Genomic DNA, 17,689 nt, shown 5'->3' on the forward strand with positions numbered 1-17,689 from the left:
CCACATGAGCACCCGACAGCCCGCCGTCACCACCACCGCACCCACCACCGCCATCCCCGTGGCCGCACCCGCCACCACCGCCATCCCTGTGACCGCGCCGCAGGCCGACACCTGGCAGGGCTTCCACGTCTTCCTGCACTCCGGCGCCGAGGACGCCGACGCGTTCCTGACCGGCTTCGCGGCCCCCCTCCTCGACGGCCTGGTCGCCGCCGGCGAGGCCTCCGCCTGGTTCTTCATCCGCTACGCCGAAGGCGGCCCCCACCTGCGCCTGCGCGTGCGCGGCCTCGATGCGGAAGCCGCCGCCCGCCTCCCCGCGCAGCTCGCCAGGGCGGCGGCCGAGGTCCCCGCCGTCCCCGGGCCGTGGCCCTCGCGACACGCGGAGGTCCGTACGGTGCCCTACGTGCCCGAGACCGACCGCTACGGAGGCCCCCGCGCCCTCCCCCTCGCCGAAGAGGTCTTCGCCCACTCCACCCAGGCCGCTCTCGGAGCCCTGCGCGAGCCGGCCCTGTCCGCCGCCGGGCCCGCGGAGGTCGCCGCCGCCCGGCTGCTGCTCGGCGTCGACCTCGTCCATGCCACCACGTACGCACTCGGACTGGACCGGCTCACGGCGGCCCGCCGGCTGCGCTCCCACGCGTCGGGCTGGCGTTGGGTCACCGAGGTGGAACTCCTGCCCGGTGCCTCCGTCCACAGCCGGGTCAACTCCGTCTACGCCGCACGGCGCACGGGCCTCGCCGACCGCGCCCGGACCGCACGGCAACAGCTCGCGGACGGCAGCGCGCAGCCTTGGCTGGTTCGTTGGGTCGACCGGGTGCGCGCGAGCGAAGACCGGCTGCGGTCACCCGACGGGGCCGGCCTCTCCGAGGCGGAGTCGGCCCGGGTGTGGGGCTCCCAGCTGCACATGCTGCTCAACCGGCTCGGCGTCACCCCCGACGAGGAGCGGGCCGTGTGCCGACTGGCCGCCCGGACCCTGCTGGAGACGGAGGAGGCGCCCCACTTCTTCCCGGTGGGCCACACCGCGGCCGACATCCAATACCTGGAGCGGAGCAAGTTTCAGATCGGCCGGGGCGAGGACACGGCCCTGCGCGTCCTGCCGCCCGGGGCGACGGGCCCCGCCGCGACCGCGACGGCTCCCGGCACGGACCGCTCACCCTCCGAACTGCCCCTGCCCGAAAGCCCGCTGCCCGACGTGTCGCTGGGTGAGGTCCTCGCGGGGCGCTCCTGCCTGCGCGGCCCACTGACCGGTCCCCTCGACGCCGCGACCCTGGGCTCCCTGCTGTGGAACTCCCTCTCCCCGACCGGCACCCACCGGCCCTACCCGAGCGCCGGCGCCCTGCACACCGCACGGGTGCGCCTGCTGGTCTTCGACGTCGACGGGGTCCCCGCCGGCACGTACGCGTGCGAGCCCGAACGGCGGACCCTGCGCCCCGTCGGACCGCCCCCGCCCCTCGCGGCCGTCCAGGCGCTTTCCACCTACTTGTCCCGGCCCGCCGAGGACCCCGTCGCCATCGGCATCGACGCCGCCCCGGTCGTGCTCGCCCTCTACGCCGACCTCGGGCTGTTGCGCCGCCGCTACGGCCTGCGCGCCCTGCGCCTGGCCCTCCTGGAGACCGGCCACATGGCCCAGACCCTCCTGCTGACCGCCTCGGCGCTCGGGCTGGGCGGGACCCCGTTGGGCGGCTTCCACGACGACCTGGCCCACGAACTGCTCGGCCTGGACGACCTGGCCCAACCGCTCCAGTACCTCATCCCATTGGGCCGCCGCCCGCTCGTCCGCGCCGGCTGAAAAGTGGGGGGGTGTGGTGGCGGGGCGTGGGCGTCATCGGTGAGGGATGGATTCCGGCCCGGTAGCAGCAGGGTTCCTGGCGGCACGCGCAGGTACGGGGCCCAGCCGCCGCACCCCGACAACCCCCGCTTCCTCAGCGAACAGCTCCCCCTGAAAGCCGCCGATCTCATCACAGCGGCCGACCCGACGAGGACTGGCACTGCTCCGACCCCAAGATTTTCCCCGACACCGCGCGAGCCGCAGCCGACATCCAGCGAGCCGTACGCGAGGGGACGTACCGCTACCAGCCCGGTGGAGCGTTCGGCGAGGCCGTCCACGAGTCCCGCGAGCATGCCCGTTGGGGCGACACCGATACCGCCTGCCGCGTCCTGCGTACCGCGATCCCCTCGTGGGCGCCACTCGGCCCGGGCCACCTCGCACCGGTGGGCCTGCTCGCCGACCCCCTGCTGGCCCCGGTCCTGACCACCAAACGGCGCCTCGAGCTCCTGCAGAGCCCACGCGGCGGCGAGCGCGGCCCGGCCCCGGCCCCCGCCGGCGACCGGAACCCCGACGGGCTGTCCTGGCTCGTCCAACCCGGCGGGCTGCGCCCCGGGCAGACATCATTAAGCGACTACCGGATGATCCTCGTGCAAGGCGTAGCCCCGGACGAGCTGCCCGCGCTGCTCGGCTCAGAGCCCGGCACGGTGCTCTCCCCGCCCCTGCGGCAGTGGGATGTTACGCGGCACCACAGACCCGACCAGCACGTCTTCTCAAGCTACGACGACTAGGCACTGCTCAGCGTCGGCCGGGCCGGACCGGGCTGGAGCTTCGCCTTCGAACAAGGCCCTTCCGCCGCATTCGACACAGCACGCTTCGTCTCCCCCGCGGCGGCCGCTTCGACCGGGCTTGTCTTAGCTCGGGGATTTCGTGACTTCGGTTGTCCGGTGCTGGTGATCTTGGCTGTCATGGAGTGCCCAAGCGGCTGCCATGAGGTGGCCAGCACGGTCGTGTGTGGCTGTCACGGGTTTGCCTATTCCTGCAGACCGACTCCGGCCTGGGCGGGTGCTGCTGCGATCTCTCGGTTTCGGGGCAGCGGAGTGACAGACAGTGGTGAGGCAGCACATTGCCGCAGGTCAACCCGGTTTTCCTCCATGAGTGCACTGTCATAGGTATGAGAGATCGCGGCGATTTCGCTGTCATGGGGCCATACCTGTGCAGGTGGCGCACTGACATGAAACCGAGGGATCGCACCCCGGCCGGAACGGCGCTGCGGATCAGACGCCCTTACCGAGAATGCCGATGAAGGGGGCGATGCGGGGACCGGCGCTCCCGTTCACGAACTGCCTGAAGTCGCGGTAATCGCGCCCGTCGATGCGCACCGGAGCGACGTTGGGGCGTCCTTGGAGGGTCTGGTGGGCCAGTACAGACAGGGGGTCCCAGGCGTTCTGGAGGTCGGTGCCGAAAGCGCCGAGGTGCACCGGGCGATTGGAGTCGCTCGGGTCATATCCTCGCACGATGACGCTGGCGATGCGTTCCTCGATCCAGCCGTAACGGGCGGCCTCGGAGGTGGCGCCGATGAAGAAGGCGAGCGCCCGACCCACATCTTGGGAATTCATGTTGTACTCGGTGACGTTTTCCAGGGTTCGCAGGTGGGACTGGAAGTTGTACGTCGAGTATGCCTGGTTTCCCCGCCACTCGGCCGGAGCGTGCATCGTGGCGTAGCGCCCGGTGGAATGCATCACCCTGACCAAGGGAGGATTCTCACCGAAGCGGCGACCGATGCTCCGCGACAGGTGACTGAAAGAGGCGTCGTCGAAGCGGTAGTGGTGGCCGTGCGAGCTGAAACCCATCAGGTACAGGTTGTCGACGTTGAAGTACAGCGCAACGTGGGCCTCGCCGCGGGGGTTCCAGAGCAAGATCCGGATGACGCGTTCAGAGGGGTTTTCGGCCCCACGCCTTGTCGTGTCAAGAAAATTGGGATTGCCCTGGGCACTCATCATCGGCTGGGTGGTGAGGTTACGCAGCCCGCGCACCAGAAGCTGGTACTGCGACCCCTGCCGGGCGGCGTCCATGGTTCCGCGCTCACCGTCATAGCCCGTCATGCGCCAGTCCATGTCGGACCACAGGTGATTGGTATCTGCGTGGGCATGCGGAGCGGCCACGCCATGCAGCGCCCCCAGTGCGGGGAGTGCCAGCGCCATAGCACCGATCCTCGTGAAGGACCGTCGGGACAAATCTCGTTCGCTCATGAGCGCACCTCTCCAAGTCGTGGAACGGGGACGGCAGCGCGAAGCGGCACATCAGAACCGGAGCTTCCCCCTGGTCTGCGGCGCGCCGGCCACGCTGCTTCACACCCCGGTCGGCAAACACAACGTGACGCATCACTGAAGCCTGCCAGCGACGCGTATCTCGGCTCCGGTTCTGCCTGCCGTGTCCTTGAGTCAACTGGGCCCTGCCGAGGCGCACCAGGCAATTCCACCCGCAAAAGTAGTGCGATGTGCCGGCTTCATGAGAGTGAGGCGTGAATGGGCGCGGCAGTGGCACCGGGTGGGCGTCAGCCGCGGTGGTACCGGTGTTTGCAGGCCAGGCTAGGCAGGCGTAATGATCATGGCTGTCATGGGGTGACCAGGCTGCTGCTGTCGGATGCCGATCGTGAGGATGATTGGCTGCCGTGGGTGTGCCTGTTCACATGCTGGCCGGCAGGGGCTGTGAGGTTCGCCCTGCCCGTGGAGTCGGTGGTGTCCGGGATGATCCCGCCCTTAAGGCTCGGCGGTCCGGGATGCACAGCGTGGTGCTTCGATCCGGACTGGGCGAGGGCTACTGCCAGAAGACGGTTTCGATGATGATCTGGGGTTCGGCGGTGCGGTGGATGAAGGTGTAGCGCAGCCAGCCGCGGTTGTGGTCGAAGTTGAGGATGTGGGCGCCGCGGGGTTGGGTGGAGCGGGCGGGTTCGATGCTGATCTTGGTGATGTCCAGGCCGTCGTCGCGGTAGGGGTGGCGGGACGACAGCAGTTCGACGACCGCGTCGACGATCAGGTCCCTGACCGTGAGGGGGAGGCTGTCGCGGTACTCGGAGGCGATCTTGGTCCAGTCGACGGCCCAGGGCGGTCCGGTGAACTCCTCGCTCACTCGCCCGGTCCGAGTCGGGCGGCACGCTGGTGAATAGCGGCCGCTTCCTCCAAGAACGCCTTGGCCTTGTCTGGGTCCGTGGACTGCGCAGCACGCTCTTCCAGGTCGCGGACGTGCCGGTCGAGCTCGGGGTCGCGGGCAAGACCGTACTCGGCCCACCACCGGGCCAGGAACGCCGGGGCCGCGCCGATATCGTAGGTATCAGCTACTTTGGCCCGCCACCCGGCCTCGAAATCGGCAAGGAGGTCAGGAGCGTGCGCTGCGATCGCGGCGCGCAGGGCGGGAATGCTGCGCTCGGGCATGGGGGGGACACCGTAGGGGTGTCCCGGAGCGGATGTCACGGTGGTCCCTCCAGAGGTCGGCAGCCCCACGATAGTGCGCCGCCACCCGTGTCGGGGCCGCGATGGGCACAGGGCCCGGTCGAGGACGACACCGGAGGCTCGGGCGCGTGGGGACGCTCACGCTTCGTCGGCGCGCTGGGTGTACAGGGCCAGCGCCCGCTCGGGAGATCCTGGCGGCGCTGTCAGCCGTACTTCGTACGATGCAGCCCTGTCCTACGCTTCGACTCGCGATCTTCCCTCGTTTCTGGAATCAGAACGGCAGCTGCAGGCTCTGCGCCTGTTCGCATGGCCCAGGAGAGCAGGGATCAAGGCGATCGAACGGCAGATGCGGGAGCTCGCCGAGACCGTCGATGCCTTCTACGACCTGCTCAGCGACAAGCACTGGATCTTCCACGATCACTTGTCACTGACAGTGGTGCGCGCGCTCCTTACCGAAGCGCCCGAGGATCCGGACCAGGCCGAGAAGATGCTCATCGACCACTACAACGACAGCAAGCACCTGCGTCTCATGCTCGTGCCGCTGCGAAACCTGCCCGCGATGCGCCGCCGGTTGCCCTTGGTCGAGAAGGCTCAGGAGGACTACTTCGCCGGCCGCCTCTACTCCTGCGTCCACGTCCTGTTGAGCGTCATGGACGGGTTCGTCAACGAGTTCGAGACCGTACGCCGCAGCCTGCACGCACGGGCGCCGGAGGAACTGCACGCCTGGGACAGCGTCGTGGGTCACCACCGCGGCCTGCAGCACGCCCACCGAACCTTCACCAAGGGGCGCACGGCTACGCGGGAAGAACCGGTCCACGAGCTGTACCGCAACGGCATCGTGCACGGCAGCATCCTCAACTACGACAACATCGTCGTCGCCACGAAGGCATGGAACCGGCTGTTCGCCGTCGCCGACTGGGCACGCGCAAGGGAGAAGGGACAGCAGCAGGAAGCCGCCGAACCTCCTACCTGGCCGGCACTGAGGAAACAGCTCAGGGACACTCTCGGGCAGTTGGTGGATCAAGCCCAGATCAACCGGCTCACCGAGCAGTGGTCACCGCACGAGTTCCTTCCCGACAGCGAGGCGTTCACCGCTCACCCGGCCCACGAACTCTCCGAGCGTCTGTTGACGTACTGGATACGCGGCAACTTCGGATCCATGAGCGACCTCATCAGCCGTGACCTACACACCAAGCATGGCAATAAGGCACGCAGCGAACTACGCCGCGCCTACCAGGACCTTCCACTCACCGCATTCGAGATCGTCGCTGTCGGGCACGACATGCCCGCAGCGTGCACAGTGACCGCCCGCCTGACCCACCCCGACGGCCGAACAGTAACCGCCGGACTGAGATGGATCAGGGAAGACGACCACGCTCTCCCGCGCCCCGATCCGTGGCCCGGGCAGTGGCGACTGTCCAACTGGGAGCCTCGGCACCTGACAGCCCGCGCAGAGAGGTGACAACCCGAGGCCCTCCACAGGCGGCCTGGGTCCTCCGCCGTAAGCGCAACACAACTGAGCGCGATCGACAGGGACTGTAACTGCCCCAGGCCACTCGGCTGGCAGCGGCAGTACCGCGTGCTCGCGGACCTGGTCGACATCGACGGCGTCCTGCCCCACATCGCGCCGGGTGTCGTCTTCGACGGCGACGACATCGGGCGGTGGCTCCGGCAACGGAAGCAGCCGGCCATCTGGGCGCGGCTCCTGCCCCAGCGGCAGGAACGGTTGACCAAGCTCGGCGTAACCCGACCGCACACTCTCCCCGCCCCTGCAGCCAACCGCGGGACGAGGAGACCAAGCAAGGCACAGCAGGCATTCCGGCGCGGACTGACAGCCCTCACACAATGGGTAGAACGGGAAGGCCCCCACCGGCCGGTCCCCCGCGGCGCAGTTTGGCCTCCCATCCCTCTTCGCCGGACTCCCACACCATCCCGGCCTCCGGGGCGTTCAGCAGGGTCCTGCGTCGGTCCTCCAACTCCCCGGCCCGCAGGGCCTTGCGCTGCTGGTGCACCCACCGCCCCAGAGGAACCGCTTTGGTGACTCCGACTTCGGTCGGTGTCGTACGGGACGGCGTAGAGACCGGTGATCTCGTTCTCCGACCGCTCGCCAGCGCAGCAGAGCTTGGTAGCCCTCCGGCCACGACAGGGCCTCGGGCCGGTAGACGCGGGTGCGTGGGAACGCGGCGATGGTGGCTGCATCGCGTGGGCTGGAGAAGTGGAGCAGCGCCGATTGGGCTGCGGCGTAGGCGCCGTCCTCCTGGTCCTCGCCCTCGCCGCCGGTGCCGACGATCCGCCCGTCCTTGTCGCGCCGGAGGTTGATCTTGCGCTGGCCCTGGGTGAGGGCGCGGGAGGCGAACTGCTCGACGAGGCGGTCGTCATGACTGCGGAGGCCCTGAAGGACCGCTACAAGCGGCTGTAGCCAGCGGAGCCGACCATGTCGGTCGGGTCCTCACCCGGCTCCAGGAATACCGGCAGGATGATGCGGGCGACCTTGGTGCTGCCGTCGCGGTTGAGACGCAGTGCGCGGCCGATGTTCTGGACGATCTCGACCTGGGAGCCGCGGGTGCCGGCGAAGCAGATCGCCTCCACGCCGCGTTCGCGGGTGATGTCGACGCCTTCGCCGAGGGACGCGTACGGAGGCGAGGAACGCCCGGTGCACGCGGTGGCCGGTGGCTGCGATCTCCCGGGTTGGTGACAGCGTCGTGAGAGACAGCGGGCTCTGATGTGTTCGGCGCTCTCGACGGTCACGGTGGTGACGGGCAGGCCGCAGTCCGCGGTGACCAGTTCCGGGCTGAGGAAGGAGACCGGTACCGGGGCGGGTGCGAGAGGGCGAGCAGGCGCAGGACGGGCCGGGCGAAGGCGTTGCCGCTGGCGGTGAACTGGTCGAGGGAGAGTTCCCAGGTGCAGCGGACCAGGCGGCGCGCGGCATCGGGATCCGCCCCGCCCGGTCGAGGGATGTGGTGCCCCAGCGCCATGCGCTTTCCGATCTTGCTGACTAGCGTCCGTGGGCTACGCATATTCAGGTCCGTCTCGGATGGGCACGAAGGTAAGCAAGTCTAGGGAACCTTGGAGCGTGGGGTGGGGAAGTACAACGCGGGCAGCCCGGGCTGGTGGTGCGCGGCCGCGGTGTCCTCAGGGGTCGGTCAGGGCACGTTCCACTGGCCGGTGTTCGAGGAGTATCCGCTGTTCATCGCGAACTGCACTTTGGCGATCTTGGAGGCGTTGGGCACCTCGAAGGTGAGGAACCCCAGTCCTGTGTCGCCCGGCGCGACGGTGATGCTTCCGGGGAAGCTCGCACCGGCGTTGCTGTCGTCGAATGAGGTATCGAACTGCTGGCCAAGGGTGTCCACGACCTTGGACCCGTTGCCGGGGGAGTCCTGGTAGACGGCGATGCCGGTGTTCTTCAGACGGAACTGGACGGCCACGAAGCGGGTGCCGGCCTGCGGGGTGGAGTACTCGCTCTTCGCACCTGCCGGGTCAACCACCTTCACGAGGGTGACCGCGAGCTTCTCCCCGTCCCGGATGCCGGTGAGGTCGATGGTGTCGCCCACCGCGGCGGACGCGGTTGCAGAGGGGGATGGCGATGGCATGGGGCTCGCCGATTGTGTGGCGTTCACCGCCTCCGGGGACGCGGTGCCGCTCCCGGGGGTGGTGGTGACGCTGGTCCCCCCTGCGCAGGCCACCGCGCCGGCGAACAGCCCGGAAAGTATCAGGGCGAGTGCACGGTGCATCGCGCCTCCGTGTTAACGGGCTCCGCAGATCGCGGAACGAAGGGACATATCGCATGATCCTCCTCAAGGCTGCGGCGCGCACGCGGGGGCTGGCGCGGTCACGGGTCCTGTTCCCGGCCGCCGCGCCGGTTAGGACCGGCCACTGGAGTTGCGTGAGTGTCGGCGGGGGCGAGTGTGGCGCGGCTGGGGTCGCGCCAGCCGTGCCGCGATGGTGTGCTCCGAGGCGGTCACCCGCTCGACCGCCGCCAGCCCGACGGCCTCGTACGGCGTCCGGGCGAGCACGTGCGTACGGGCTTGAGCCCGTGATTGCGCCGCGGCGGCTCCGCGTTTGTTGCCGGTAGTGTCCCTTCTGTACATGTCAGCGGGAGGGGTCGGTATGCAAGGGCGGAACCGTCGGACGGTTGCGGCAATGGGGTGGGTTCCGTTGGCCGCGGTCGCCGTTCTGGGATGTGGAGCGGACTCGGCCGGCCAGGATGCCCCGCTCGGAGGCAGGGCCCCGACCCATGGGGCCGGAGCTCGGGTTTCCAGCAGTCCCGTTCCGAGTTCGGCGCCGACTCCGGCGGCCGGTCCGCTGACCGGGGCGCAGACGGTGGCCGCGGTGCTCGCCCCGGGCGATCTCCGCGGCGCTTGGAAGACCACGAGCGAAGACCTGTCTCCGGACGTCAAGGAGCGTGACCACGGCGTCTACGGCGTGGACGGGGACGCGGCGTGCGATGAGGTGGTCGCTGGCTCGTTCCGCAGTGCCAAGGCGACCGCCGTGGCCACCAGGACGATGCGGGAGAGCAACCAGCAGACCGTGGTGGGAGTGAGTGTCGACGCATTTGCCAGCGTTGAGGGCGCGACGCAGAAGGTGGAGTTGATGCGTCAGATGCGGCAGAAGTGCTCGGGCGCCGCCGTGGGGACGTACACCGTCGAATACGGCGTGCTGAGCACACCGCCGCGCGGGGACGAGTCCTACGGCGTACAAATACGTGCGAATGGTCAGCGATTCGACGAGATCGTGATGCGCGTCGGAGCCACCACCGTCACGGTCACCTTTGCCGAGTCGGCCGGTGACGACACCGAGTTCGTCGATGCCACCACTGCCCAGGCAGTGGAGAAGCTCCGTAAGGCAGCTCTGCGGTAGCGCGAACCGGAAGGTGAACGTGACCTCCTCAGGCAGGGCGGCCGCAGGTCGGTATCGTGCTCAGGCCGGTACGCCAGTCGGAAGGTGGCGGTCGTCAGGTCGGGGTGACTCGGCCACACTGCTGAGATGAACTTCGGGGTGGGGTTTGGCGAGGGGTGGCTGGGACGAGGACGGAGCTCTCCGGGCTGCGCTAGGGCGAACGGCTGAAGGGCTCGGGCTTGCCCTGCCCGAGTCGGGCAGGAAGCTGCTTCGCCTCGCAGAGTACGTCGGCGCGAGGAGCGGTCGGAGCGTGATGGTGTACCCGCCCGGCGAGAAGCGTCGGACTTTCCAGGTGAGCCTCAAGGACAACGGCACACCCTTGGCCTGGGGGTGGACCGCAGACCTGGCCGAAGTGGTCAGGGCGACGGCTGCGTGGACGGGCGGCGCGGGCCTCGAGGAGACCAAGGCACGCACCCCATTCCTCCGCTTCAGCCCCTGGGCCCTCGTCCACGAGCGGGAGCCGTTCGGTGTCGTCGAGTTGACGTGGCGCGTCAAGCTCGACCGCATCCACATGCCGCCATACGACCGGCACCCGCGTCCCCATGCGGTGCTGGCGGCGGCCTACGCCCAGCCGGTGCTCCGCCAGCTGATGCCGGTCCACAGTCACTTCAACCTCGGGTTCTCCGCCACTGTCGAGGAGTTCTGGAAGACGCGGGTCGGGCACACCATCTGGCCGTACGACGAGGGGCTGTACGGGGTGCGGAACGAAGGCAGGCTGGTCGCACGCACCGAGACGCCGGCGGAAGCCGTCGCTCTCGTGGTGGCCGCCCTCCCCGGAGGGGGTTCGGGCCGGCGAGCTGAGGCTTGAGGACCGCGGGCAGCGCGCGGGGACCTCTGCAGTAGCCGAGCGGGAGCCAACACCCAATCCTGGGTGAGGCTGCTGGTGTGCGGCGGGACCGTGCAGAGAGGAGGCGCCCGGGGTGGCCGACTGAGCCGGGCTGGCCGTCAGCATCGCCATGACGGCTGCCGCCATGGCGGCTCCAAGTGAGGTGCGCATGCCCGGTCCAAGACCTGCGGCAACCGGTATGACACGGCCGGGAAAGGGTGCTCACCTGTACGGACGACGGCTTGGGGCGGTCCCCTCCGCCCACGGAAAGGACTTTGCATCAGCGGTAGGTCTGGTGGCGTAACGACGCGATGGCGGGCTGGTGACGCCTTGGGCCGCGCGGCACAGCTGCCGCATGCCTGTCGCGCCCGTCCCGCGTGCGGATCGGACGGGCCCGGTGCGGGGCCCGGGGCCTTCGGCCGCGTCTTCGCCCTGGCCCAGGACCCTCGACAGGCGGCATCAAGGTCGCGAAGCGCCGTCCCGCTGAGCGGAGCGAAACGGTTCGTTGGCACAGAGCGGCGCCAGGGGCTTTCATCCTTCGAACCTTCCTGTCTAGGCTGACAGTTGTCTGCACTCCTCCTGGTCTCGGGGGCAGGCCGCAGGGGCGTACTACGGCCCTGCGGCCCGAACCCCCAACCGAAGGAGTGCAGGTATGGGTAATGACAAGAAGTCGACCCGGTGGGTAGGGCCGGTTGCCGAGGCGGCGAAGCGGATTGCTGTCGCATTGAGCGCACGTGCTCTCTGGGCGTTGATTGCCGAGCTGATGCACGGCGAAGGCTGAGCCCGGAAAAGGGCGCGCGAACCCCTGTGGGGTTCGCGCGCCCCTTTTTGGTGGCCGGTCCGCTCGAGGCCTCGGGGAGTAGTGATGGGGATATTGCATGTCGTATGGCAAGGGCGGTGCTGGGCACGTGGGGCGTGCTGATCGCCCTCTTTATCGCGCCGATGCCGTTGCCGGAGCCGTGGCGTTATTACCTCTACTCACCTGCCAGTGTGGGTCTGTGGATGATGGCCATGCTGGTCTCGCCCTTCGTGATCTGCATAGTCAAGTGGGAGTGGATCAAGAACGGGAAAGCTGACGACCGATAGCGGCAGGCGGCTGGCACGGCGTACAGAAGGGACTCACTCCCCTGCCCGCTACCCCTCCCGCCGGACCCAATCGACGCCGAGTTCGGTGAACGCGGCCAGTTGTCGATGACGCCGCTGCAGACTCGCCGCGGCACGCTGGTGCAACAGGCGTTCCCCGATCTCGTCGCCGCGGCCGAGGATCAGTTGCCGGACGGCCTGGTCCTCGATGGCGAAGTCCTCGCGTGGGACGCGGAGGCCGGCACCCTGTCCTTCGAGGGCGTACAACGCAGGGCCGCTGCCCGCCCCCGTCCCATGCCCGTCCTGATGGCCCGCTGGCCTGCGCTCTACGTCGCTTTCGACATCCTGCAGGCGGACGGCATCGAGCTGGTCGCGCTGCCGGATGATGAGGGGCAGCGCCGCTTGGAGGAGCTGTTCGCCGCCCGGGCGCTGACCTCCCGGTGGACGCTGTGTCCCATGACCACCGACATCGATGCGGCCCGGGACTGGCTCGACTCCTGGACCGATGTAGCCGGTATCGAAAGCGTGATCGCCAAGCCCCTCGGATCGCCGTACCAAGCCGGCCGCCGCGGCTGGACCAAGATCAAAAGGCGGGACACCACCGAGGCTCTGGTCGGCGCGATCACCGGCACCCTCACCCGCCCGCAAGCCCTGGTCCTGGGCCGCTACGACCAGCAGGAGCGTCTGCGGATGGTCGGGCGCGCGGTCGCCCTCCGCCCGGAGTAGGCCCGCCAGCTCGCGGATCACCTGGCCCCAGCCGGTCCGGGGCATCCATGGGAGGGTGCTCGCTTCTCTGCCGCGTGGAGGTCCCGCGACGTCCTGGACGTGACACTGGTCCGCCCCCAGCTGATCGCGGGAGGTCAGTGTGGACCGGGCTGTGGACCGCGGAGGCGTCTTCCGCCACGCGGTCCGCTTCCAGCGCCTGCGCATGGATATGGCGGTGCAGGACGTTCCGGGGGTTCGGGCAGGGGAGCACTGCTGCGGGGTGGAGTGCCCCGGGAGCGGGAGCGGGAGCGGGAGCGGGAGCGGGAGGTGGCGGGGCGGGCTATCGGCCTGTGCTGCCGGGCTCGTAGGGTCGTGAGCAAGTTTCCGGGTGCGGTGGGAGTGGGGTCGGTGCTGGAGCAGCCGAGGGTGAGGGTGCGACCCGAGCCGGGCAACGGGTGCACGGTGGTGTGCTCGGGAGACTTCGACATGGACACGGTCGGGCTACTGGCGTACGCCTGCGACCGCCAAGCGCCGGACGCGGAAGTCCTGGTCTTGGACGTGAGCGGGGTGTCGTTCGCCGACTCCACGTTCCTGAGCGTCCTGGTCCGCCTGAACCAGGAACGCCGGCTACGGCTCGCAGGACTATTGCCCGAGCAGCTGCTGAGGCTGTCGGAGATGACGGGTGTGCTGGCCGTGTTCGAGATCGGTGCAGCAACCGAGCCGGGCTGACGTGCCAGGCAGGGAAGGAGCGGCGGGGTGTCCGGGCAAGGGTTCCCCGCCGCCGAGACCGCGGGCGGTGAGGGGAGACAAAATCGGTGGACCAGTTACTACATCGTCCTCTACTCCGACGACGGGCCGACTCACCTGGGAATCTTCGGATTCTCAGAGACTAGGACTGACTCTTGCTGCTGATCGTTCTTATGGACATGGGACGGGGCGATCTGACGGATGCCGAGTGGGAAAGGCTGCGGCCGTTTCCTGCCGGTCAGCAACGGGCGTTGTGACTGGTGACGGGATCGCCGGCAGGTGATCGACGGGATTCCGCACCGGGTGCGGACCGGCGTGACCTGCCCGAACGGTTCGGTCCGTGGAAGACGGTCTACGAACGCCATCGCTTGTGGTCAGCCGACGGGACCTGGGAACGGCTGCTCCAACAGGTGCAGGCCGGGGCCGATGCGGCCGGTGACGTCGTCTGGGACATCTCGGTCGACTCCACCATCGCGCGAGCACATCAGCACGCGGCTGGCGCCGCCACCGAACCGCCGCCGACCCCCGCCTCAAAAGGGGACGCAGCGGCAGAAAACCAGCACGAGACGACGTGGTGGGGTCTCGCCGCCCGCCTGGCTCTTCTCCATCATGGCGATGAACTGCGTGCAGTCCGCCCGCTGACCTGGGCTAACAATCAGAGACAGCGGGCGGCAGCGGCCGTCCGCGCCCAGGTGGAGCTCGGTGGTGAACCCGCCGCGCAAGCGGCCCAGGCCCTCACCTCCTGCACCAACTCCACTCACCGGACGGGCCAAATAGAGCGGTGAGTCACAGGTGTGACTGAGCGCCGGGGTTGGCCCGTCCGGCCAACCCCGGCGCTCAGCCCAGGTGGCGTGTGGTGCGGCTCAGCGCAGCACGCAACCGTTCCCGGCCGGCTGTGACGCTCATGTCCCAGAGGGAACCGCCGCCGTCGCTCATAGAGAGCGCCTGAAGGCGCTGCTCCTCCTCCAGGAACCTGGCGCCCGTGATGTTCTGGTCCAGCATCCCCATCGCGGTCAGCGAGGCGTGGCCGCAAGACACCGCCGCCTCTCCGTCGCTGGTGCCGTTCGCCACGAACGCATAGCGCAGGGCAAGGACGGCGAAGAACGCGTAGGTATCCGCGACACCGGTGATCCCTTCCTCGCTGGGTTCGAGTTCTGGAAACTGCTCCAGCAGACGCACTCGGTCAGCAGCATCGGTCAGCGGCTGGTCGGTGAACCAGAGGTCTCGCACGGACGCCACGTAGAAGTCCACGTCAGCCTCCCGACCCGTCATCCCAGCCCGTAGACCGATGAACAGCGGTGCCATGCGCTCAGAGCACGCCGCGACGTACAGGCGGAGCATCGCCCTGTCGCCATCACGCAACATCGCCGCAACGGCATCGTCGACCATCGTCTCCACGCCCTCGCCCCTCTCCTACCTCACAGCAGCGGCGGGACAACACCCGCCACCAGGCATTAACGCAGTTCAGCGCAGTTCCTACACCAGCAGGGGCCATCTGGAACGCGCTAGGTGCAAAACCGCTCAGGGGCTTCCCAATGGGGAAGTCCAACCGGAACCGACTCCTACCGCCTCGCCAGCACACGAGCCCGCGCCGAAGCCGCGGCCGGCTAGCTCCTGCCAGGGCCGTCGGCCACCTCTCCATCCTCACGGGGAGTTGGCCAGCGGCCCATCAGCGCGAAGAGCGGTCCGTTACTCGCCTACTCACCGGGGGACGCAGGTTCTGGGTCAGGTACGAGCTGGCCGACGTCGGATGACCAACTAGGGCGGAAGCGTTCGACCAAGGCTGTGAAGTCGTTCCGCAGATACCGAGAATCGCACGGCATCAGCCGGATCTGTTGGCGGCCGTCAGCCCACCAGACCTTGAAATCGGCAACCGTGCCTTCCGCTGGCCAGTCCTCGATCTCGCCCGAAAGCCACAGGGCGTCGACAAACCCTCCGACGCTCAGGTCGATGTCCACGAAGATCCCGATCGTACCGGGCCGGGGAACCAGCACCACGGTGCCTTCGAATACCTGCCCGAAGCGCAGGCCCCTTCGAATCCGAGTCCACTCGGCATCTGTCACCACCAACAGATCATCGCACCTTCGTCCGGGACGCCGGTTCTGGCACAGATCTTGGGGAGTCGTCGCGGAGCGTGACGGTGCCGTTCGAATGAGGGGTCCAAACCCCGGTGGATCGACGTGAGGGCTCACCTCGTCCCCTCCGCACATGACTGATGATCCGTTCCAGTGCCACTGTGTCCTCTGCCATGACTACGGCGACCGGGACGAAGCGGACCGCATGGATCTAACGGTCATCGAGCATGTGCGGCAGCACGGATGGCACGTCGTGATGGTTCCCGAAGACGAGATCGGTCCTGGATTCGCCTACACGGTCGGTCTCGCGCACACGCACGGCGGACCTGAACCCGCCATGTTCGGGCTTGATGTCCACGCCATGCACCGCATGCTCCACACACTCGGAGCGAAGTCCGCCGTGGGCGAAGCACTGGCGGACGGCCAGAGCCATCCTGATGCTGTCGCCGGTCATCAAGTCGCGCTCAGGCCGGTTGACCGCGGCTGGTACCGAACCTTCTTCGGGCAGGCCATCGGGTTCTACCGGCGGCCGCCTCTTCCCGTGCTGCAAGTCGCGTGGCCTGATGCCGAGGGCCGTTTCCACTGGGATGAGCAGGCTGACGAGAGGCATCGCGCATCACAGCCTCAGTTGTGGCTGCCTCCGAGTGACCATCCTGTCGGAATCTGGACGACCGAACTCGTAATGCTCCGCGACGACTCCCCAAGATCTGTGGCAGAACCCCTCGATCGTCGACATAGCCATTCACCCGTGTAGCAAGATGGAAGAAGGGGTGTGAGCACGGCATCGCGCTCACACCCCTGGGTCGGAACGGCGTCAGGCGAGGAGAAGACTCGCCTGCCAGGAGCGGTCGGCCATGGGATGCGCGTAGCTCTCCAGGGCCAGGACGATGCCGGCCGCCCCGGTCAGCAGTCCCGGGTAGTCGGCGACCCCGTCCACCCCACCATTTCCGAGTCCGAGCTTCACGGGAGCCTGAAATCCGAAGGCGTGCTCCTCGCTGTAGCCGGACACGATGATCCCGGCGATGTCGTCGATGGCCGCCGCGACCCGCTCGTCCTTCATTTCGGAGTTCAGCGTCTGGAGCGTGACGAGGTTCCCCGCCCAGCCGTGGCACAGTCCCGAGTCCACGACACCCCACTCCTCATAGGGAATCCGCAGGAGGGAGAGGAGAGACTCGCGCGAGAGGGCGCACCACTCCGGCCGGTCGAGGGCGAGGCCCGCGAGCTGGAGGGCCCGTGTGACTCCTGGAGTGCCGTAGCACCATCCCGGCCGCTGGCGCTTCGGATTCAGCAGGGCCCCGGAGGCCCAGTCGTCGAGTGCGACCGCGATCGGCCAGTAGTATCCCTGCTCGTCCTCCGCCCGCCAGCGCACCAGGAGCGAGGCGATCTCCTCGATGGCCTGCTCCTGTCCCGGAACCCTGACGCCGGCGGCCCATGCGGTGGATAGAAGGGCGAGCGGGCCGGCGATGCCATGGGCCATTCCCAGGTTCAGGTGCCCGTGCTCGTACTGGGGCAGGGGCCCCGCGTCGAGCACCGGAGGCCCCTCGACCCACAGCCCGGGGACGGACTGGCCGGCGTGCGACACCGGCCGCGTCAGGCCCACGAGGTGGGTGAGTACCTGCCGGAGCACCGGCAAGGAGTCGTCTCCACGGGCCAACAGGTAGCGTCCGAGTCCGGTCAGACCGCTGGTGACGTCGTACTCGCCCATGTAGTGCGCAGGCGCGCCCGGCGTCGAGAGGCCCATCATGACGCCGACCTCGGTGTGGACCTTCTCGTCGAGCGAGTCGAGGGCACCCCGGTACCCGCCGGTGGCCCCGTAAGCGACCGAGGTGGCGAACGCCAGGGCGCCCACCCCGAAGTACAGCCCGCCCATGGTCTGCTTGCGGCCCTTGCACTCCTGGACCATCTCGGTGAGGTATCGGTGCGCGTGGTGGAGTCGGGCCGGGTCCTCGGATGCGCTGCTGTGGAACATCACGGCGATGCCGGCAAGCCCTCGGTCCAGGGTCAGTGGAGCCCACGCTGGGAAGCCCATCTCGTTGAACGGTCTGCCCTCCAGATCCCATCCGGCGGACTTGTCCCGTGTCGTCGACGGGTCGGTCAGCAGGCGCATGACCTGCGTTGCCGTGTCACGGGCAGCCTTCTCGAACAC

At 68.6% G+C, this 17,689-nt stretch carries 17 protein-coding genes and 2 pseudogenes; 11 read left to right on the forward strand and 8 right to left on the reverse strand.

Annotation, left to right across the window (positions count from 1 at the left end; translation table 11 throughout):
- Positions 1-4: 4 nt before the first annotated feature.
- Complete coding sequence (locus ACLJTM_RS20570) at positions 5-1,783, forward strand: thiopeptide-type bacteriocin biosynthesis protein (RefSeq protein ID WP_411105119.1); 1,779 nt, start codon at positions 5-7, stop codon at positions 1,781-1,783.
- A 422-nt stretch (positions 1,784-2,205) separates the two neighbouring features.
- Positions 2,206-2,550, forward strand: coding sequence for a hypothetical protein (locus tag ACLJTM_RS20575; RefSeq protein ID WP_411105120.1), 345 nt, complete (start codon positions 2,206-2,208; stop codon positions 2,548-2,550).
- A 486-nt stretch (positions 2,551-3,036) separates the two neighbouring features.
- On the opposite strand, the gene ACLJTM_RS20580 is transcribed toward ACLJTM_RS20575, so the two are convergent.
- The 3 genes from ACLJTM_RS20580 to ACLJTM_RS20590 form a co-directional block, all read right to left on the reverse strand.
- Positions 3,037-3,963: a ribosome-inactivating family protein gene (locus ACLJTM_RS20580; protein WP_411105121.1), complete on the reverse strand. Its 927-nt coding sequence runs from the start codon at positions 3,961-3,963 to the stop codon at positions 3,037-3,039.
- A gap of 616 nt (positions 3,964-4,579) precedes the next feature.
- Positions 4,580-4,891 (reverse strand): hypothetical protein, encoded by a 312-nt coding sequence (locus ACLJTM_RS20585; protein ID WP_411105122.1) that lies wholly within the window; start codon positions 4,889-4,891, stop codon positions 4,580-4,582.
- Positions 4,888-5,193: a hypothetical protein gene (locus ACLJTM_RS20590; protein WP_411105123.1), complete on the reverse strand. Its 306-nt coding sequence runs from the start codon at positions 5,191-5,193 to the stop codon at positions 4,888-4,890. Before ACLJTM_RS20590 ends, ACLJTM_RS20585 begins: the two co-directional genes overlap by 4 nt.
- Positions 5,194-5,557: 364 nt before the next feature.
- Between ACLJTM_RS20590 and ACLJTM_RS20595 the strand changes: the two genes are divergently transcribed.
- Positions 5,558-6,673, forward strand: a complete 1,116-nt coding sequence (locus ACLJTM_RS20595; RefSeq protein WP_411105125.1) for a hypothetical protein — start codon at positions 5,558-5,560, stop codon at positions 6,671-6,673.
- 427 nt (positions 6,674-7,100) lie between these two features.
- On the opposite strand, the pseudogene ACLJTM_RS20600 reads toward ACLJTM_RS20595, so the two are convergent.
- Positions 7,101-7,891: pseudogene (locus ACLJTM_RS20600) on the reverse strand (Helicase associated domain protein); the annotation flags it as partial.
- A 463-nt stretch (positions 7,892-8,354) separates the two neighbouring features.
- Complete coding sequence (locus ACLJTM_RS20605; RefSeq protein WP_411105126.1) at positions 8,355-8,801, reverse strand: DUF4352 domain-containing protein; 447 nt, start codon at positions 8,799-8,801, stop codon at positions 8,355-8,357.
- 730 nt (positions 8,802-9,531) lie between these two features.
- Between ACLJTM_RS20605 and ACLJTM_RS20610 the strand changes: the two genes are divergently transcribed.
- The 7 genes and pseudogenes from ACLJTM_RS20610 to ACLJTM_RS20640 all read left to right on the forward strand — a co-directional run.
- The gene (locus tag ACLJTM_RS20610; protein ID WP_411105127.1) at positions 9,532-10,068 is read left to right on the forward strand and encodes a hypothetical protein; all 537 of its coding nucleotides are present in this window, start codon (positions 9,532-9,534) and stop codon (positions 10,066-10,068) included.
- A 292-nt stretch (positions 10,069-10,360) separates the two neighbouring features.
- Positions 10,361-10,915 (forward strand): DUF6193 family natural product biosynthesis protein, encoded by a 555-nt coding sequence (locus ACLJTM_RS20615; RefSeq protein WP_411105312.1) that lies wholly within the window; start codon positions 10,361-10,363, stop codon positions 10,913-10,915.
- Between the two features lie 670 nt (positions 10,916-11,585).
- Positions 11,586-11,714, forward strand: a complete 129-nt coding sequence (locus ACLJTM_RS20620) for a hypothetical protein (protein WP_411105128.1) — start codon at positions 11,586-11,588, stop codon at positions 11,712-11,714.
- 104 nt (positions 11,715-11,818) lie between these two features.
- Positions 11,819-12,019, forward strand: a complete 201-nt coding sequence (locus ACLJTM_RS20625; protein ID WP_411105129.1) for a hypothetical protein — start codon at positions 11,819-11,821, stop codon at positions 12,017-12,019.
- 105 nt (positions 12,020-12,124) lie between these two features.
- Positions 12,125-12,742 (forward strand): hypothetical protein, encoded by a 618-nt coding sequence (locus tag ACLJTM_RS20630; protein WP_411105130.1) that lies wholly within the window; start codon positions 12,125-12,127, stop codon positions 12,740-12,742.
- A gap of 351 nt (positions 12,743-13,093) precedes the next feature.
- A complete protein-coding gene (locus tag ACLJTM_RS20635; RefSeq protein WP_411105131.1) occupies positions 13,094-13,450 on the forward strand; it encodes an STAS domain-containing protein in 357 nt (118 codons plus the stop codon).
- Positions 13,451-13,647: 197 nt separating this feature from the next.
- A pseudogene (locus ACLJTM_RS20640) lies at positions 13,648-13,986 on the forward strand (transposase); the annotation flags it as partial.
- A gap of 319 nt (positions 13,987-14,305) precedes the next feature.
- On the opposite strand, the gene ACLJTM_RS20645 reads toward ACLJTM_RS20640, so the two are convergent.
- Together ACLJTM_RS20645 and ACLJTM_RS20650 are read right to left on the reverse strand one after the other, a co-directional pair.
- On the reverse strand, positions 14,306-14,857 hold the full coding sequence (locus tag ACLJTM_RS20645) for a hypothetical protein (protein WP_411105313.1): 552 nt from the start codon (positions 14,855-14,857) through the stop codon (positions 14,306-14,308).
- A 308-nt stretch (positions 14,858-15,165) separates the two neighbouring features.
- Positions 15,166-15,534 (reverse strand): hypothetical protein, encoded by a 369-nt coding sequence (locus ACLJTM_RS20650; protein WP_411105132.1) that lies wholly within the window; start codon positions 15,532-15,534, stop codon positions 15,166-15,168.
- Between the two features lie 142 nt (positions 15,535-15,676).
- Between ACLJTM_RS20650 and ACLJTM_RS20655 the strand changes: the two genes are divergently transcribed.
- The gene (locus ACLJTM_RS20655; RefSeq protein ID WP_411105133.1) at positions 15,677-16,297 is read left to right on the forward strand and encodes a DUF4262 domain-containing protein; all 621 of its coding nucleotides are present in this window, start codon (positions 15,677-15,679) and stop codon (positions 16,295-16,297) included.
- 60 nt (positions 16,298-16,357) lie between these two features.
- Here the strand turns inward: ACLJTM_RS20655 and ACLJTM_RS20660 are convergent, their stop codons facing one another.
- Positions 16,358-17,689: a lanthionine synthetase C family protein gene (locus ACLJTM_RS20660; RefSeq protein ID WP_411105134.1), complete on the reverse strand. Its 1,332-nt coding sequence runs from the start codon at positions 17,687-17,689 to the stop codon at positions 16,358-16,360.

Origin of the sequence: Streptomyces sp. cmx-4-9 (assembly GCF_046548835.1) — a bacterium.
GTDB lineage: Bacteria > Actinomycetota > Actinomycetes > Streptomycetales > Streptomycetaceae > Streptomyces.

What these genes read in the sequence shown, in the direction of transcription:
- ACLJTM_RS20620 (WP_411105128.1), top strand. Translation starts at nt 11,586, where the DNA reads ATGGGTAATGACAAGAAGTCGACCCGGTGGGTAGGGCCGGTTGCCGAG.
- ACLJTM_RS20655 (WP_411105133.1), top strand. Translation starts at nt 15,677, where the DNA reads ATGACTGATGATCCGTTCCAGTGCCACTGTGTCCTCTGCCATGACTAC.
- ACLJTM_RS20625 (WP_411105129.1), top strand. Translation starts at nt 11,819, where the DNA reads ATGGCAAGGGCGGTGCTGGGCACGTGGGGCGTGCTGATCGCCCTCTTT.
- ACLJTM_RS20570 (WP_411105119.1), top strand. Translation starts at nt 5, where the DNA reads ATGAGCACCCGACAGCCCGCCGTCACCACCACCGCACCCACCACCGCC.
- ACLJTM_RS20630 (WP_411105130.1), top strand. Translation starts at nt 12,125, where the DNA reads ATGACGCCGCTGCAGACTCGCCGCGGCACGCTGGTGCAACAGGCGTTC.
- ACLJTM_RS20615 (WP_411105312.1), top strand. Translation starts at nt 10,361, where the DNA reads ATGGTGTACCCGCCCGGCGAGAAGCGTCGGACTTTCCAGGTGAGCCTC.
- ACLJTM_RS20580 (WP_411105121.1), bottom strand. Translation starts at nt 3,963, where the DNA reads ATGGCGCTGGCACTCCCCGCACTGGGGGCGCTGCATGGCGTGGCCGCT.
- ACLJTM_RS20645 (WP_411105313.1), bottom strand. Translation starts at nt 14,857, where the DNA reads ATGGTCGACGATGCCGTTGCGGCGATGTTGCGTGATGGCGACAGGGCG.
- ACLJTM_RS20595 (WP_411105125.1), top strand. Translation starts at nt 5,558, where the DNA reads ATGCGGGAGCTCGCCGAGACCGTCGATGCCTTCTACGACCTGCTCAGC.
- ACLJTM_RS20590 (WP_411105123.1), bottom strand. Translation starts at nt 5,193, where the DNA reads ATGCCCGAGCGCAGCATTCCCGCCCTGCGCGCCGCGATCGCAGCGCAC.
- ACLJTM_RS20605 (WP_411105126.1), bottom strand. Translation starts at nt 8,801, where the DNA reads ATGCCATCGCCATCCCCCTCTGCAACCGCGTCCGCCGCGGTGGGCGAC.